At 30.4% G+C, this 18,012-nt stretch carries 5 protein-coding genes; 4 read left to right on the forward strand and 1 reads right to left on the reverse strand.

Translation table 11 applies throughout. From position 1 onward, the window contains the following. Positions 1–29: 29 nt before the first annotated feature. Positions 30–296, reverse strand: a complete 267-nt coding sequence (rpsT, locus tag BQ5344_RS04290) for a 30S ribosomal protein S20 (RefSeq protein WP_021768146.1) — start codon at positions 294–296, stop codon at positions 30–32. Positions 297–881: 585 nt separating this feature from the next. Here rpsT and gpmI point away from each other — a divergent pair. The 4 genes from gpmI (at position 882) to BQ5344_RS04310 (ending at position 18,008) form a co-directional block, all read left to right on the forward strand. Continuing rightward, positions 882–2,417, forward strand: coding sequence for a 2,3-bisphosphoglycerate-independent phosphoglycerate mutase (gene gpmI / locus BQ5344_RS04295; RefSeq protein ID WP_071124310.1), 1,536 nt, complete (start codon positions 882–884; stop codon positions 2,415–2,417). 439 nt (positions 2,418–2,856) lie between these two features. After that, positions 2,857–13,791 carry an autotransporter-associated N-terminal domain-containing protein gene (locus tag BQ5344_RS04300; RefSeq protein ID WP_071124311.1) on the forward strand — a complete coding sequence of 3,645 codons (10,935 nt, stop codon included), beginning with the start codon at positions 2,857–2,859 and terminating at the stop codon, positions 13,789–13,791. Between the two features lie 205 nt (positions 13,792–13,996). Then, positions 13,997–17,335, forward strand: a complete 3,339-nt coding sequence (locus tag BQ5344_RS04305) for a DUF4132 domain-containing protein (protein WP_071124312.1) — start codon at positions 13,997–13,999, stop codon at positions 17,333–17,335. 58 nt (positions 17,336–17,393) lie between these two features. Next, on the forward strand, positions 17,394–18,008 hold the full coding sequence (locus BQ5344_RS04310; RefSeq protein ID WP_071124313.1) for a hypothetical protein: 615 nt from the start codon (positions 17,394–17,396) through the stop codon (positions 18,006–18,008). Positions 18,009–18,012 lie beyond the last annotated feature (4 nt).

Genomic DNA, 18,012 nt, shown 5'->3' on the forward strand with positions numbered 1-18,012 from the left:
TTTTTAAAATCAATCAGTGGCAAAAAAAATTAATTTGCCAATGAATTAACTTTTAATGTTAATCTAGATTTTTTTCTTGATGCAGTGTTTTTCTTAAGAACACCTTTTGTTACAGCTTTATCTAATTCTTTATATGCTACGCTTAATGCTGATTTAGCTTCGTCGACATTTTTAGCTTCAACAGCGGCAAGCACTTTTTTTACGAAAGTTTTAGTTCTGCTTCTAATAGCTTGATTTCTAGCTGCATTTCTTTCACCAATAAAAACTCTTTTTTTAGATGATTTTGAGTGTGCCATTTATTTCTCCTTTCAATAGTTTTTACTTAATAAAATAAAATGCTATATAATTTAATATATGCAAATTACACAATATATTATCATTTTTTTCAATAAAAATCAAGCTATAAAGAATAATTTTTTTCTATTATCTTGATACTAGGTTATTTTTACATAAATAAGTTTTATCATTATAAAAATTATGACAAAAGAAATACATTCGTATTTGATTCTTTTTCCTAATAACAAAATTTTGCTTGATAATTTCTTTATTAAAATAACTATTGTGATTCAAATTAAAAGTGTCGTGATTTTTTTGGAATGAAAACGATTGTTTGAGCATTAGCGAGTTTCGTTTTTATTTCAAAAAAATGCTTAGACGAGCAGGGATTGTAAAGGGGATGGCGATTGTTCCCCTTTACGTATAAAAAAAGAAAAAATATATGAATTATAGAAAGAAAATTCATTAACAATAATTTTTTCAATAAGTATATTAAAAAAAAGAAAGAGAAATTTTTTATTCAAATTCCTTGATAAATTTAGAAAAAATCTGTATAATAGATATAGAAAAAGAAAGTTATTTAAAAAATGGAAGGAAGAATGTTTATGAAAAAAAGACCAGTAGTTTTAATAATTTTAGACGGATGGGGAATGAACCATCACGATAATGAAGTAGATGGAGTAAAATTAGCAAAACCTATAAATTTTAACAATTATGTAAAAGAATATCCATATACTGAATTGAGAGCAGATGGGGAATTTGTAGGATTGCCTGAAGGACAGTTTGGAAATTCTGAAGTTGGGCATACAAATATTGGTGCTGGAAGAGTAGTTTACCAAATGCTGCCAAAAATTACAAAAGCTATTAAAGAAGGTACAATTTTAGAAAATAAAGTGTTGTCAGATATTATGGAAACTACAAAATCGAATGGTAAAGCTTTACATATTACAGGATTGACTTCTGATGGTGGAGTTCACTGTCACATTAATCATATAATTGGATTAGCTGACATGGCTAAGAAAAAAGGATTGACAGAAGTTTATGTTCATGCAATTATGGATGGAAGAGATACTGCCCCTGAAAGTGGAGTGGAGTACTTGGCACAATTGCAAAAAGCATTGGATGAACTTGGTGTAGGAAAAATTGCTACAGTTGTAGGAAGATACTATGCAATGGATAGAGATAACAACTGGGATAGAATAGAACTTGCCTATGATGCTCTAACTTCTGGAGAAGGAAACTTGGCGGCAACTGCTGATGAAGCAATCAGAAATTCTTATGCAGAAGCAATTACAGATGAATTTGTAAAACCTGTTAAAATTGGTTCAAAAGATAATGGATTGATTAAAGATGGAGATGGTGTAATTTTTGCAAACTTTAGACCTGATAGAGCTAGACAATTAACTAGAACATTTGTTGACCCTGAGTTTACTGGATTTACAAGAAAAGTTTATCCTAAAGTAAATTTTGCTACAATGGCTCAATATGATGTAACATTCAGCTCGCCAGTGGCATTCCCGCCTGAAACAATTGTAAATGGATTTGGGGAAGTTGTATCAAAAGCTGGATTAATTCAAGTAAGAACAGCAGAAACTGAAAAATATGCACACGTAACATTCTTCTTCAACGGAGGAAAAGAAGAACCATATCCAGGAGAAATCAGATTGTTGTCTGATTCACCAAAAGTTGCAACTTATGATCTGCAGCCTGAAATGAGTGCTTATAAAGTGAAAGACAGATTAATTGAAGAATTAAATACTGGAAAAGTTGATACAGTTGTATTAAACTTTGCAAATCCTGACATGGTTGGGCATACTGGAAATGTAGAAGCTGTTATGGAGGCTTGTCAAGCGGTAGACAACTGTACTGGGCAGATTGTAAGAAAAGTATTAGAATTAGATGGTGCGGTATTAATTACTGCAGATCACGGAAATGCTGATTTATTAGTAAATCCTGAAACAGGAGAACCTCATACAGCACACACTGTAAATCCTGTTCCATTTATCTTCATCTCAAATGATATGAAAGACGCAAAATTAAGAACAGATGGAAAACTAGCTGACATTACTCCAACAATGCTTGATTTATTAGGATTGGAAAAACCAGCTGAAATGGATGGAAGTACATTAATCGTAAAATAAATTATTTTAATTGAAAATAGATTCAAAATATAGTTAAAAAGAAATCTCTCTATAAATTTAAAAAGAGAGATTTTTTTGTTGTAATACAAATAAAAAAGTGTTATAATAGAACGAAAACTAAAAAAAATTTAGATTTAGATTTGAATTATAATTAAAAATTAAAATAACATAATTTAAAAAGTCAATCAATTTAAAATTATTATACAGTTCTACTCAAATCCGTAACTTTCTTAATTCTTTTTAACATGATTTTGAATAGATTTGAACATATAATAAGCATTTTTGAATATGATTGGCTATAATTATGTAAAATTTTAATATTGTAATTATTACAGAGTGATAAAGATTTAAAAATTTAAAAATAATTAATTAGATAGCGGTACAATTAGAAAATCATATGTATTTTATCTGATTAGAAAAAAGTAAAAAGGAGAAAAATATGAGTAACAATTTACAACAAGCAAAAAAAGATTTAAAAGCCTTTGCAAAAAGGGCAAAAAATGTAAAATATACGGAATCATTACTGTTTTCATATTTAATAACAGGAATGATAACGTTTTCAATTGGTTTGAACACTTCTTCAAATGTACTTTATGAACGTATGAATAAAGAGCTAGTAATGTCGGCTGATAAGACACGTACTGCTATTAAGAAAAAGAAAAAAGCGAATGAAGAAGCAATAGAAGATTTAAATTTAGAATTGATTCAATTAATGGAACAAGGGGATCAAGTTGTAAAATCAAAATGGGCTTCGTGGCAATTTGGATCAAATACTTTTATATTAAGTAGTAATGGAGCGTATAAAGGTAGAGGAGATAAAGCTGCAAAATATCCGTTTAATGGGATATTTACTCGTGGAAACTGGGCAGATAATGGAATTTTGTCAACTAGACGTAGAGGATTTGGTAGTGCCCCAATACATTCTTCAAATGTGGATACAAGATCTTATGGACTAGCTTCATTATTACATGTTCAAGAGCCAGAAGTAGAAATTCAAATAATGGCAAATGTACGTCCAAAATCTGTTACAAAGGAAGAAATCTCAATCAATCCGCAAATTGATATGCCTAGAGAAGTTGTGCGTCCTGAGATTAATTTGAGCGTAACTTCGCCAATAACAGCCCCTACAATTTTACTTCCTACTCTAAATCCTGTGACAATTGAAGTACCGAATCCACAGGAGCCAGCTACACCAGCTACAGTAACTGCTCCAAGTATTAGTATGAATTTGTCAGCACCAACAATAGCTGTAAATATTACACCACCATCACTAAGTATGAATGTAACGGCACCGACTCCAAATGTAAATACATTGACAATTATTCCTCCAGATATTTCAGAAGTTAGTGCAATTAGTGTTACTAAACCTACTGCTCCAAGTGTTACACCACCAAATCCGACAGCTAATCCTATAGTTTTTAGTATTCCACAATTGGAATCGTATGGAAATACCATAACAGCTGACAATACAATGAATTCTAATAAAAATTTACTTGATCCTAGTTACAGGTTAAGTAAAGCAGCTTCTGGTCATCATAAAGCTATTGGAGAATATATGACTAACAGTGGTTATTTTTATTCAGGTGAAAATACAGAGATGCATGTTGATATAACAAAACAAAGGGCAATAACATTAGATCCTGGTCTTCCTCAAATTAAAGGAGGAGATCATAATCCTAATTATTCATTTGAAAATAAAGGTAAAATATATTTAGAAGTAATGGAAGTTGCAGGAATTGAAGTACAGCCAGATACATGGAATAATCCGCAAGTTACCGGTATAAATGGTTCAACAGGTCTTATAAGCGGGAATAAATCATTACAAGTGGCTCTTTTGTTTACAGACGAAGGAACAGGAAGCAGTACTACAAATAAACATACATTAAGAAATGAAGGGGAAATAAGTTTAAGTGGAAATATTTCAGCAGGATTTGCAACTAGTGATTTCAAGAGTGGTGTAAGCGTAAGTACTATAGCAATTAATAATGGGAATGTAAATATTAGTGGAGATAATAGTCACGGTATGGTTGTTTCAAAAACAACAAATGCTTTAGGACCTGATTCAAGTTTTGTGAATAATGGAAAAATTAATGTTACTGCAAATGATTCGGGTGGTATGACAGTACTTGGTAAAATCCAAGGTGGAGCAACTAATAATGGAACAATTACAATAACTGCTAAAAATTCATTTGGACTTTATTCACAAGTAGATTCTAATGTAAAAAATACTAAAGATGCAAATATTGATATTGAAAATGGCTCTCAAGGAAGTATGGGAATAAGGGTCGGAAATGCTTCGGCAACGAATATGAAAAATGAAGGTACGATTACTATTAAGAGTACAGATGGAAAAAATATAGGAGTTTATTCAAGTTCAGCAAAGTTTGTTAATGAAGGTAAAATTAAAGTAAATGGAGCAAATGAAAATATTGGAATGTACTTTAACGGAACGACTGGAACTACAGGAAATCAAGGAACAATAACAGTTGCGGGAAATAAAGTATATGGTGTAATCTTAAATAATGCGACATTTGAGAATGAAAAAAAGATAGAAGTAACATCAGATGGTACTGACTCTATTGGGTTATATCTTTCAAACGGATCTACTGCAACAAATAAAAATGGCGCAATTATTTCAAATGCGGCATATCATGCTGTTGTACAAAATACAGGAACATTTACAAACGCTGGAGTTGTATCTGTTGAAGCAGGTGGAAAAGTAGGCTTATATTCAGAAAATGGAACATTTACAAATGCAAATAATGGAGAAATAAAATCTAGTAATGGTGGAATTGCAATATTTACTAGTGGCTCTACTGGAACTATTGAAGGTACAGTTACAGTTGGAGATTCAGGAACTAGCACTGGAATCGGAGTATATTCTGATGGATCTACTACAAGTACTACTTTTCAGGGTAATGCAGTGTTAAGTTTGGGAGAAAGAACAGTTGGACTTTATTCATCTAAGGCTAGTAATTTTGGAAAAGCTTTCACAATAACAAATCTAAGTACTTCGATTGGTAAAAAATCTGTATTCGCCTACTTTGGAAATACAGGAAATACATCAGATGATACTGTAGATATAACAAATACTACGTTACAAAATTTAACTGTTTCAAGTATGGGTGAAAATTCAGCTGTATTTTATGGTGCGAAAAATACGACTATAAATATTGATGGAAATATTACAGCTGACAGTACGAAATTTTCTAATATTAATGATTCAGCACAATTTTTAGTGTCTGATGCTGGAAAAGTTAATATTAAGTCATCAAAAATCTTGACTTCTGGATTTAAAACGACAATTTCAGGATTAAATGGAGCTGTTGTAACAAATGATGGAAAACTTATATTATCAGGAAAAGACGGGGCTATAGGAATTTACTCCAATGCTTCGAAAGTAACAAATAACAATATAATAACAACTGCAAATAACAGTTCAATCGCAATTTATGGAAAAGAAAGTTCAACATTGACAAATAGCAGTACTGGGAAAATAACAACTTCTGGAACTTCATCAGTTGGAATACTGGCAAATAGCAGTACAGTAAGTAATGCCACTGGTGGCGAAATAACAACTTCTGGAACAGGATCGGCGGGAATTTATGGAATAACAAATTCGACAATTGAAAATTCTGGAAATATAACTACAGAAGAAACAGGATCAGCAGGAATTTATGCGGATAACAGTGATGTTACAAATAAAACAACTGGGAAAATAACTTCTAAAAAAGGAAGTTCAGCAGGAATTTATTCAACATCTACATCTGCAAAAAATGTCAAAAATAAAGGAACTATAGAAGTTGGAGTGGCAAGTTCGACTGAAACTCAAAATGTTGGAATTTATGCAGAAGGTAATCAGAATGTAGAAAATGATGGAAACATAAATATTCATATAGGTAATTCAATTGGTGTTTATGGTAAGGGTGCTAATGTTGTAATTGAAAATAAGAAAAAAATAACTTCAGATGCATCGGCTTCGGATGCGATAGGAATAATGTCAGAAAAAGCAAAAGTAACTAATTCAGCAGGTTCTGAAATAAAATTACAAGGGAAAAAATCAGTTGGAATTTATGGTAAGGAAGCTGAAATCGAAAATAGCGGAGATATTTTAATTACAGATACAACAGCTACTTCTGCTTCAGTTGGAATTTTGGCAAATAAAGGAAGTGCTACAAATAAAGGAAATATAGAAATGAATGGTGGAGCTTCTGCTGGAATGCTAGGGCTAAATGGAGCGACTATTTCAAATGATGCTACAACTGGAAAAATTACAATAACTGGAGATAAGTCAGCAGGAATCTATGTAGAAAATTCAACACCTTCAAATGCAGGAACTATAAGTGTTGAAAGTAATAAGTCAGCAGGAATCTTTGCAAAAATTTCAGATGCTGTTTCAAGAACTATTACAAATACAGGAAAGATTGAATTAAAAGGAACAGGTAAGACAAAATCAGCGGGAATGTATGTAGAAATTGAAAGTACAGCGGCAGGAATTACAACATTACAAAATGAAAAGGATATAATCGTTGGACAGGAAGAATCAGCTGCAATGTATTTGAAAAACAACGCTGGAGAAGGTGCAGGAATTGTAATAAATGAGACTCCAAATGGAAAAATTGATTTGGATGTTAAGAGCACAGTTGGTATTTTTGTTGATAAAGCGACAGGAAAGAATAAGAATATAATAAATGTGAAAAAAGAAAATTCAGCGGGAATGTATGGAAGCAATGACTCTAACATAATTAATGAAAAAACAATAAATGTTTCACACGAAAATTCAGCTGGAATGTATGCTTCAGATTCGAATGCAACAAATACAGCTGATGGAACAATAACATTGACGGGATCTACTGGAGCGACTAGTGGTTCAGCAGCAATGTATGGAAAATTAACAAGTTCATCTAAAAAAGATTATTCAATCTTAAATGAAGGAATAATAAATTTGACAAATGTTACCAAGAATGTTGGAATATATGGTGAATCTGTAAGTGGAGCACCTAAAAAATTGACATTGCAGAATAATAAGGAAATAAATATTGCTGCTGGAAGCCCACAATCAGTTGGAATATTCGCTTCAAATGATGTTAATAATAACGCAGATAAAATAGAAGTTATTAATAGTGCCGCTGGAACAATAACAGTAAATTCAGAAGAATCAATTGGAATTTCAGCTGTAAAAAGTACGGTTAACAATAGTGGAATAATTACTATGAACGATAAAAAGTCGGCAGGAATTTATGGTAAGTCTGGATCGGAAGTAACTAATAATAATAAAATAGAAATTAAAGAAGAGCAATCTGCAGGAATTTACCTTGAAAACAGTAATGCAGTAAATGCAGCAGCAGGAACTATTGATGTGTATAAAGGTGCTTCGGCAGGAATTTATGGTAAATTTACAAAAGATGCAACAGAAAATAATACAATAGAAAATAGTGGAACAATTACTTTAAAAGATACTGCTGGACAAATAAAAAGTGCAGGAATTTATGGAGAGCTAGAAGCAGCTGCATCTAAAACATTAACTATAGAAAATAAAAATACAATAGATGTCAGCATGAAAGAATCAGTTGGAATATTTGCTACAAATGCTACTGGCAACAGAGAGAATTTAACTGCAGATAATAAAGGGGAAATTAAAGTAAATTCTGAAAAATCAGTTGGAATGCTTTCGGATAATTCAGTAATAAACAATAAAAATAAAATAACAGTAAATAATAAAGAATCAGTTGGAATGTATGGAAAAAATGGTTCAGAAATAAAGAATCATAAAGGTGCAACAATAGAAATATTATCGACTGGAGAGACTTCGATAGGAATTTATGCTACAGGTAAAAATACTGTCACATCGAATGTTACTGAAGGTTTAAATGAGGGAACTGTTACTGTAAAAGGTAAAAAGGGAACAGGAATGCTTGCAACTGATAAAGCTAAAATAACAAATAACAAAGAGATAACAGGAATAGCTGAATCAGTAATTGGAATGTACGGCGTTGATGATGAAACAGCAGTTATAAATGCAATAAACGCTACTATCAAATTGACTGGTGAAAAATCAACAGGAATATTCTCAAAAGATGATGCAACAGCAGAAAATTCTGGAAATATAAAATTAACTTCTACTTCTAAAAATTCAGTTGGAATGTTTGGATCAGCAAGTGCGGCTGGGAAGAAAATTAGTTTGACTAATACTTCAACAGGTTCAATTGACATAGAATCTGAAAGTTCAACAGGAATGTTTACAAAAAATCTTGGAGATTTGACGGATTCAATTGTTAAAAATGAAGGAACAATAAATCAGAAAGCAAAAAGTACAGTTGGAATTTACACACCAAAATCTGATATTCAAAAAGTTGGAAAAATAAACTTGAATGATGCCGCTGAATCTTCTGTTGCTGTATATTTATCAAATACTGCAAAAGCAGATACTTCAACAGGAGAAATTGACTTAAACAGTGCTTCTCAAAATCAAGTTGCATATTATGTGAAAGGTACAGGGGCTAGTGACACTGGGGCTCTTTATGGCGGAAGTATTGGTAAGGTAAAAGGATATGGAGTTGGAGTTTATCTTGATGGTGGAGTTTTGAATGCAACTACTTCTAAATTGGACTATACTGCTAATGGAATGAATGGAAATGGATTAATTGGAGTTTTAATGAAAGGTGCTACTGCAGATATTTCAGCTTATAATCAGGAAATAAAAGTTGGAAATTCAGTATTAGGTGGCAATTCAGGAGATTTTTATGCAATAGGTATTTATACTGATGGACAAGGAACTTCTGGAACTCCAAAATCAATATCTACTGCTATTACAACAGGAGCAAATGGAGTTGGATTGTTTGCTGAAAATAGTAGCCATATAAAATATACAGGAACTATGAATATAGGAGATAATACAACAGCTGGAACTGGTATTTATGTAGGAAACGGTGGAGTTGGAGCACCTAAACCATCAACAGTAGAAATCGGAGACGGTACAACAACAGGTGCTGCTAATATTCATTTGAATGGAGCAAATGGAGTTGGAGCAATAGTTACTACTAAAGCAAATGTTGTTTTTAATAAATATTCAACAATTACATTTGCTGGAGATGGAGTAGGTATTTTTGCTCAAAAGGGAGGACGTATTATTGACAAAGGTGGAACATTGGTTACTAATGGACACTCTGTAGAAAGAACACGGGTTACTGAAGGTAGTGTAGAAATTTTAAGTAGTTTAACAATAGCAAATAAAAATGCTTTAGAAACAGGAAACATAATGGCACACGTTATAAATGGAGAAGCAATTATACCATTAGGAATTGTAGTTGAAGCAAAACCATCAACTAAGAATATTATTGGACTTATGGCAGATGGTAACAGCAATCCTACATTAACTTGGGCTGGAACTGCTGGATATGAAGCTGAAAATAAAGGGACATTGGACTTATCTAATGCCGAAACAAGTACAGCGATGTATCTTGATTCAGCAAGAGGACTTAATTCAAAAGATATTCTTGTAGGAAATAAATCAACTGGAATTTATGGAATTTATAAAGATTCGACACCAGTTTATAGTGGTGCACCAGCAGGAACTGTAAATACAGGGATAATTACAACAACAAAAGGATCTACAATAACAATTGGAAATGAGTCGTCTGCTATTTACTCAATTGGATTTGACAAAGTTGAAAATAATGGAAGTATAACTGGTGGAGATAAATCAGTTGGAATTTATGCTAAAAATACGTCTGCTAGCAGCAAAGTAATAGATGTTGAAAATACAGGAAACATTACTTTAGGAAAAGGAACAGCAGGAATTTATATTGCACCAGAAACTACAAATGCTTTGAATGCGACAGTTGTAAATAGTGGAAATATCACAGTTGGAGATTCTACATTTAATTCAAGTGGAAATGTTGAATCTACTTCAGTTGGAATATTTGTAAAAAATAAAACAAACTTGACTACTACTGGAGATGTAACAGTTGGAAATAAAGGATTTGCATTGTATGGAAATGATTCAACATTGACTGTAAATGGTGGAAATTACAATTTCGCAAATAATGGAAGTTTGGCATACTTGGAAAATAATGCAGTGTTAAATTATAATAATGCTGGAACATTGACAACTTCTTCAGAACCAATGTTATATATTATCAACAGTAAGGCACAAATGAATAATAATGATATTATCGTGTCTTCAAAAGGAACAGGAATTTATATGACAGGAACATCGACTTTTGGTGGATGGAACGATATGACATTAAATAACGGTTCTACTGGAATTTATGTAGATAATTCAAATGCTACAATAGATGGTAAGAAAATAACTGGTACAGCTGATAAAGCAAAAGGAATTGTTTCAATAGGTTCAAATGTTACAAACAAAGCTGATATGCAATTTTCTAGTGATGATTCAATTGGAATTTTTTCACAAAACAAGTCAGGTGTAACAAAAGCGATTGTAAATAGTGGAAATATTGACATTACTGGAAAACGTTCGATTGCAGCATATTTAGAAGGAACATCGGATCAGACATTTGAAAACAGTGGAACTATAAATGTGGATAGAACTGCAACTTCTGTTAAAAATGATTCTACTGTCGGAATTTATGCACAAAATAGATCAACAATTAATATCAAAAACAGTGGAACAATAAATGTTGGAGAGGCTTCATTTGGAGTTTACTCACTTAGTGAAAATGGAAATGTAGAAACTACAGGAAGTTCTATAATCAATGTTGCAGATAAAGCTATTGGAGTTTATAAAAAAGGTGGAAGTGTTAATTTAGGTGGAACAGTAAATGTTGCAAATCATTTGGTTATGGATGCGAACAGTGAACCAGTTGGAGTTTATGGAACGAGCGGAGTTACAATAAATGATACAACATCAAACTTTAATGTTGGGGATAAATCTTATGGTGTAATTTTAGCAAATCCAGGAATGAATAAAACAAATGTTTATTCAAATTCAGCTTCATCAAATGTAACTTTAGGAAAAGAAGCAACTTTCATTTACGCAGAAGGAGCTTCAGCAGTTACAAATAATGCAACAATTACATCTGGAACAAATGGAAAAATTATTGCAATTTATGGAAAAGATGGAGCAAATATTGTAAATAATGGAACAATTGATTTATCACAAGGAATTGGAAATCAAGGAATTCTTGTGACAGGAGCGTCAAATGCTGTAAATAGAGGAACAATAAAAGTTGGAAAAACTGATAAATCTGATCCAGATAATATCGTTTATGGAATTGGTATGGCAGCTATAGGCGGAGCAAGCATTTCAAATGAGAGAGACATTTATGTTTCAGGACATCTAAGTATTGGAATGTACGGAGATGACAGAGGAACACGATTGAGAAACTCAGGAAATATATATTTGGATGCTTCAAGAGCAACATCTTCTGATAAAATTCAGACAATGATGGGAGTATTTGTAAATAATGGAGCTACATTTGTAAATACAGGAAATATTACTACAACTGGTTCTTATCGTGGAAATGAGAATGTTCAAGGACTTGTGGGAGTTGCTGTATTAAACGGAAGTACTTTGGAAAATCATGGAACAATAAATATTGATGCAGATAGTAGTTACGGTGTATTAATAAAAGGTACTACAAACAATAAATCTATAATCAAAAATTATGGAGAAATTAATATAAATGGTTCTAAATCTTACGGAGTTAGATATGATGTAAATTCTCAAGGAGTAGCTGGAGATTTACCAATAGCAGCTAATGCAACTCCTGGGAATGTGTTACCAGCATTGAGTTCTGGAACTGGAAAAATTACTTCTGGAAATGGAGCACAAGATTATTATTCACCAACAGATCCAAGCAAAACTGTTGGAGGAGTTGGAATTGTTCAATTGCCAAATGGACGGCTTGCAATTCAGAGAAACGGTGTAACATTAGATGACAGCCAAGTTCAGACAATTGATTACACTACTCCTTACACAAACTATGCTTTCTCAAACTTTGGAGTATATGTGGATACATTAGGAAGAACACGTCCAATTAATATAAATGGAGCAAATTCTCTTGGAATTAACAGTGATTTATTAATCGGAACAGAATTTTCAGTACTTACAAATGCAAAAAATGTAATTATTGGGAAACAAATATTACAGCCGTTCTTAAATCAGATAAATTCTGGAATATTTAACTTTACTCCGTATTCTGCTTCATTGACTTGGATGGCAACGCCTGAAGTTGATCCATCTACACAGCAAATTACACGTGTTCTTATGACAAAGATTCCTTATACAGCCTTTGTTTCAACAACTTCAAATGAATTTAACTTTACTGACGGATTGGAACAAAGATATGATGTTAATAGCTTGGATTCAAGAGAAAAAGAAATATATAATAAGTTAAACTCTATCGGAAATAGTGAAGAGGCGTTATTAGTTCAAGCAATTGATGAAATGATGGGACATCAGTATGCAAATGTGCAACAAAGAATTTTTGAAACTGGTAATTTGTTAAATAAAGAATTTGGATATTTAAGAAATGAATGGGATACAAAATCTAAAAATTCTAATAAAATAAAAGCATTTGGAATGAAAGGCGAATATAAGACAGATACAGCAGGAATTATTGACTACAAGAATAAAGCCTATGGATTTGCATATTTGAATGAAAATGAAACTGTCAGATTGGGAGAATCATCAGGATGGTACGCAGGAGCTGTTAGAAACAAATTTGACTTTAGCGATATAGGTGGTTCAAAAGAAGAACAAAATATTGTAAAAGCAGGAGTATTTAAATCAATGCCAATTGGAAAAGATCATAATAATGGATTGAATTGGACTGTTTCAGCAGAAGGATTTGTAGGAACTGGTGAAATGAAGAGAAAATTCCTTGTTGTTGATGATATATTTGAAGCGAAATCTGAATATCGTTCATACGGATTTGGACTAAAAAATGAGCTTAGAAAAAATATTAGAACAAGTGAAAGAACAAGTATTTCTACATACGGAAGCTTAAAATTTGAATATGGAAGATTTGACGGAATAAAAGAAAATACAGGGCAAATGCGTTTAGAAGTAAAAGCAAATGATTATTATTCGATAAAACCAGAAGTTGGAGTAGAATTCAAATATCAACAGCCAATGGCAGTAAGAACAAATTTTGTTGCTAAATTAGGACTTGCTTATGAAAATGAATTAGGAAAAGTTGGAGATGTAAATAATCAAGGAAGAGTACGTTATACAACAGCTGGATGGTTTGATATAAGAGGTGAAAAGGATGATAGACGTGGAAACGGAAAAGCTGATTTGAACCTTGGAATTGAAAATACAAGATTTGGTGTGACAGTAAACGCAGGTTATGATACAAAAGGTGAAAATGTAAGAGGTGGAATAGGATTTAGAGTAATTTATTAATTTTATCTTGTTTTAATCCTAAACTATTATTTATTATCTGATAAATAAAAAATACATTTAATTGAGAGAGTTATTTCAGAATAAAATGAGATAACTCTTTCTTTTTATTTATATAATTTTAAAAAAATATTAATGAAAAAAAATTAGAAATGTTGTATAATATAATGGGAGTTTTTATGAAAGGAAAATAAAAGGAGGCATTATAATGATTAAAGATGAGGTGGTTGAAAACCTTGTTAGTGAGGTGGAAGAAGATTCTCACCGCAGTAAAATTAAAGAATTTTTAAATGGAGAGATAGATAATTTTTTAGATATTAATAAAAAAAGTTTGAAATTTGTTAATAATTTTAAAATGGAAAATTATATGGAAGAAGACGTTTTTTTTGAAAGTGAAGCAGGGAAAATATTGTTAAAATATTTTAGGTATATGTATAATAATTTTCCTAATGAACTGAGTTATCAATTTTCAAATTTTCCATTGAAATATAAAATATTTAAACTGTTAAACTTCTCAGAAGAATTTGTAAAAAAAGATTTTGAAAATAATTTAGAAATGAAAAATAAGACAGTTTTTGTTGAAAGCTGTAAATATTTTTTGAATTATTTTGAAAATCTGGCGTATGAATATGTCGAAAATTATAAAAAATATTGTGATAATTTTTTATTAAAAATCGGTATTTTAATAATTATTAGAAATAGTGATAATAAAAATAGTGAAGAAATAAGAAAATTAGAAAATATTTTTGTAAATTATATAAAAAATAAGATAGATAAATATAATATAAATGAAATATTTGAAAAATATTTGGATAATGGTAATTTTATAAGATATTTTATAAATGTGGAAGCTTTAAATTTGGAAAAAACTAGAAAATATGTTGAAAAGATATTTTTTTTGGTGTTAAAAAAGAATATAGGTATTTCAAAAGTTATTTCTGAAGGAATTGAATTATTTATTATGTTTTCTGAAATAGAATTTTCATCGACAAATAGTAACTATTATTATAGAAATAAAATATTTGATAATTTAAAGAAAATTTTTAAGAAATATTATTTTTCGCATGGGCAAAAACTTTATTTACTCGTTAATTATGGAACAAATGTTATTTTTTACAATTTTGATTATTCCAAAAAAATGTATGATTTATTTTTGGATACAATAAAAGAAAATGTTATAAATAGTAAAGCATTTTTCAAAGATAATTTGAAAGGGAATAAAATAATATGTTTGTTTTTGCTTCATTTTTTTATAAAATATGATTTAATTGATGAAAAGGAAAAATCTAAATTTCTTGTAAGAGCTGAAAATATTCTAATTAGCAATTTGAAAAAATTATTTAAGACAAAAGTTTGGAAATGGAAATCAAAAGAATTTAAAAATCTTGAATTTTTGAAGAAAGATAAAATTGATTGGAAAAATATTAAAGTGCAATGTTTGAGAAATAAGGATGGAAAGGCTTTGGTACAGAAGGATACGATAGTTTTTTCATTATTAAAGTATTCTGAAATGTATAAAAAAGTTTTTCAATTTTTTGTAAATGGAGTAGAGAAAATAGACTTATTTACAGATATATTTGAGAGATATTCTGTAATTTATGATATGAATGATTTGAAATTAATATTGGATGAAATGTGGGATTACAATTTATCAATTAATTTTATAAATCAAAAATATTTTGAATATACTGCCAAAACAGGCTGTGAAAATGAAAATAATAAAATTTGGATAGAATTTTTGCATAGGCATGAGAAAGAGCTTTACAAGAGCTTTGGAAATGACGCTGAATTGAAAAATGTGGAAAAATATGTGGAAATTTTATACTCAAAGGATAATAATTTTGATTATTTTCAGCTGCCAAAATTATTGTTAAAAGCGGATAAAAATACAGGACAAAAAATTGAAAAAATTTTAAGAAAAAAACCAGAAATAAGAAAAGAAGTGGAAAAATTGCTGGAAAATACATTTGCACCAGCGGTACAAATTGCAAGGAATTTAATTAGATATTGGGACAATGTGGAAGCTCAAAGGGAGCTAAAAAATTTGACAAATCCAAAAGAAATTTTTGAATATTCTGAAAATATTTGTCTGAAAAAACATGAGGAAAATGCCATATTTAGTAGTTTAGTTGATTACGGAATGATAAGAATAAGAAAAAGTGAGGAAAAGGTTCCTGAAAAGTTAATGAAATTTTATATTTCAGAATATATTTTGGAAAATGATATAAAAACTATCGAGGTTTGTAATAAAATTGAGCAAATAGTAGACAGAAGCGATTTGAGAAAATTTATTGCAAAAATTTTTCAAAAATGGAAGGAACATAGATTTAATCCTAAATATAAAAATATTTTTATTCCATTAATACTTACTTCTAATATAAAGATAATCAATGATAATATGATAGGTATTATTGACACACTTGTCAGTGAATACAATAAAGTCGCAGTTGCAGCTTATGGAATAAGAGTTCTTGCTTTAAGAAATGAAACGAAGGAAATTGGAATATTAGTAAAAGGTTTTTTAAACAATTACAAAGATAAACGGATAAAAATGGCTTCTGATCAGACACTTGACATAATTGCGGAAAATGGTGGGATTACACGTGATGAGCTAAATGATATTTTGATTCCTGATTTTGAATTTGGACAGGATAGAACAAGAATTTTTGATTATGGTGAAAGAAAGATTAAGGCAAAAATTGATATTATGAATACACCTGCTAATATCATTGCTTATGATGAAGAAGGAAAAATCTTAAAGGGTCTTCCGAAAGCAAGTAAAAAGTTTAATGATGTAGAAAATGCAGTTGAAGAGTACAGAAGAGAAGTGAAATATATAAAAAAACAGATAAAGGAAATCATAACAGAACAGTCAAGTAATTTGTTGAGAGCATTGTTTTTAGAACGTAAATGGAAAACAAAAAGATGGATTGAAATTTTTATAAAAAATCCAGTTATGCAAGAATTTGCAGTTCAGCTTATTTGGAAAGAAACTGATGAAAATGGGAAATTAATAAAAACATTTAGGTGCATGGATAATGGGGCTTTCAAAATGTCCCAAAACCAAGAATGTACTTTAAATGAGAATAGCTTTATAAATGTATTGTATTTTCCAGAACTTTCAAAAAAGGAACAAAAACATTGGGAAGAAAACTTCAAAAATGAAAAAATAAAACAGCCAATAAATCAAATTAATATGACTGTTTACAAAATCACAGAAAAAAATCAGGAAAAAATAGAAATTTTGGATTATAATAAAAAAGGTTTTTTAGTTAATAAAATGCGAAAAAAAGCTGAAAAATGTGGCTTTGAAATTAGTTATGGAAATGATGGATTAGGATATGGATGCCATTACTATGATAAAAAAACAAATATAGACATAAGAATTTTAACAAATTCATTTTATCCTGGCGAATATACAAAAACATTACACATAGAAAAAATACTGTTTTTAGAAATTAATAACGAGAATTTTTTAAAATTAAAGGAAGTTCCACAGCGGATATTAAGTTTAGCTTGTTTTATAGCAGAAATTTTGATTGGTTAGAAAATCAAAAAAATTAAAATATTAAAATTTATGTAGAGAAAAAAATAAGGAGAAAACAATGAATAATAAAAAGAAAATAATACTATTTTTGGGCGCAATTTCATTAATTGCTTTTGGAAATTATACACGGTTTCTAAAAAATAATAACGGGAAAACGGTAGTTGAAGGTAAAAATAGTGAAAAAGCTACATCTTCAGCAGGAGGAGCAGGTAAGGAAGGAAAAGGTAGCAAAAAAGCAACTTCATCTGCTGGTGGAAAAACTGGAACGGAAGGGAAAAATGCTGAGCAAACAACTTCGTTAGGTGGGAACAATAAAATTCAGAATGCTCAAAATACTGAAGTTATGGCAGAAATAAAATCTGTTCCACAATCTGAGCTGCAACCAGCTCCATCGGTACAGACACAAAATAAGCCAGTTAATAATGATTCACAAAGTAAAGTATCTGAAAAAAAGAATACAAAGAACGACAACAATCAAAAGAAAAAAGAAAATTCTCAAACTTCAAAACCAGAGACTTCAAAAACAACACAGCAGCAAAAAACTAACACTAATTTAAAAGATAATCAAAGTGCAAAAAATCAGTTTAAGTTAGACAATAAAAAATCAGAAACTTCAAAAACAACAACAGAAACTAAATCAAGTGAAAAAGCGACTACATCAGGTGGAAATTAGGTGA

This window comes from Leptotrichia massiliensis, from assembly GCF_900104625.1.
Taxonomy (GTDB): Bacteria; Fusobacteriota; Fusobacteriia; order Fusobacteriales; family Leptotrichiaceae; genus Leptotrichia; species Leptotrichia massiliensis.

Excerpts from the sequence above, each read along its gene's own strand:
- rpsT (WP_021768146.1), bottom strand. The coding sequence starts at position 296 with ATGGCACACTCAAAATCATCTAAAAAAAGAGTTTTTATTGGTGAAAGA.
- gpmI (WP_071124310.1), top strand. The coding sequence starts at position 882 with ATGAAAAAAAGACCAGTAGTTTTAATAATTTTAGACGGATGGGGAATG.
- BQ5344_RS04300 (WP_071124311.1), top strand. The coding sequence starts at position 2,857 with ATGAGTAACAATTTACAACAAGCAAAAAAAGATTTAAAAGCCTTTGCA.
- BQ5344_RS04305 (WP_071124312.1), top strand. The coding sequence starts at position 13,997 with ATGATTAAAGATGAGGTGGTTGAAAACCTTGTTAGTGAGGTGGAAGAA.
- BQ5344_RS04310 (WP_071124313.1), top strand. The coding sequence starts at position 17,394 with ATGAATAATAAAAAGAAAATAATACTATTTTTGGGCGCAATTTCATTA.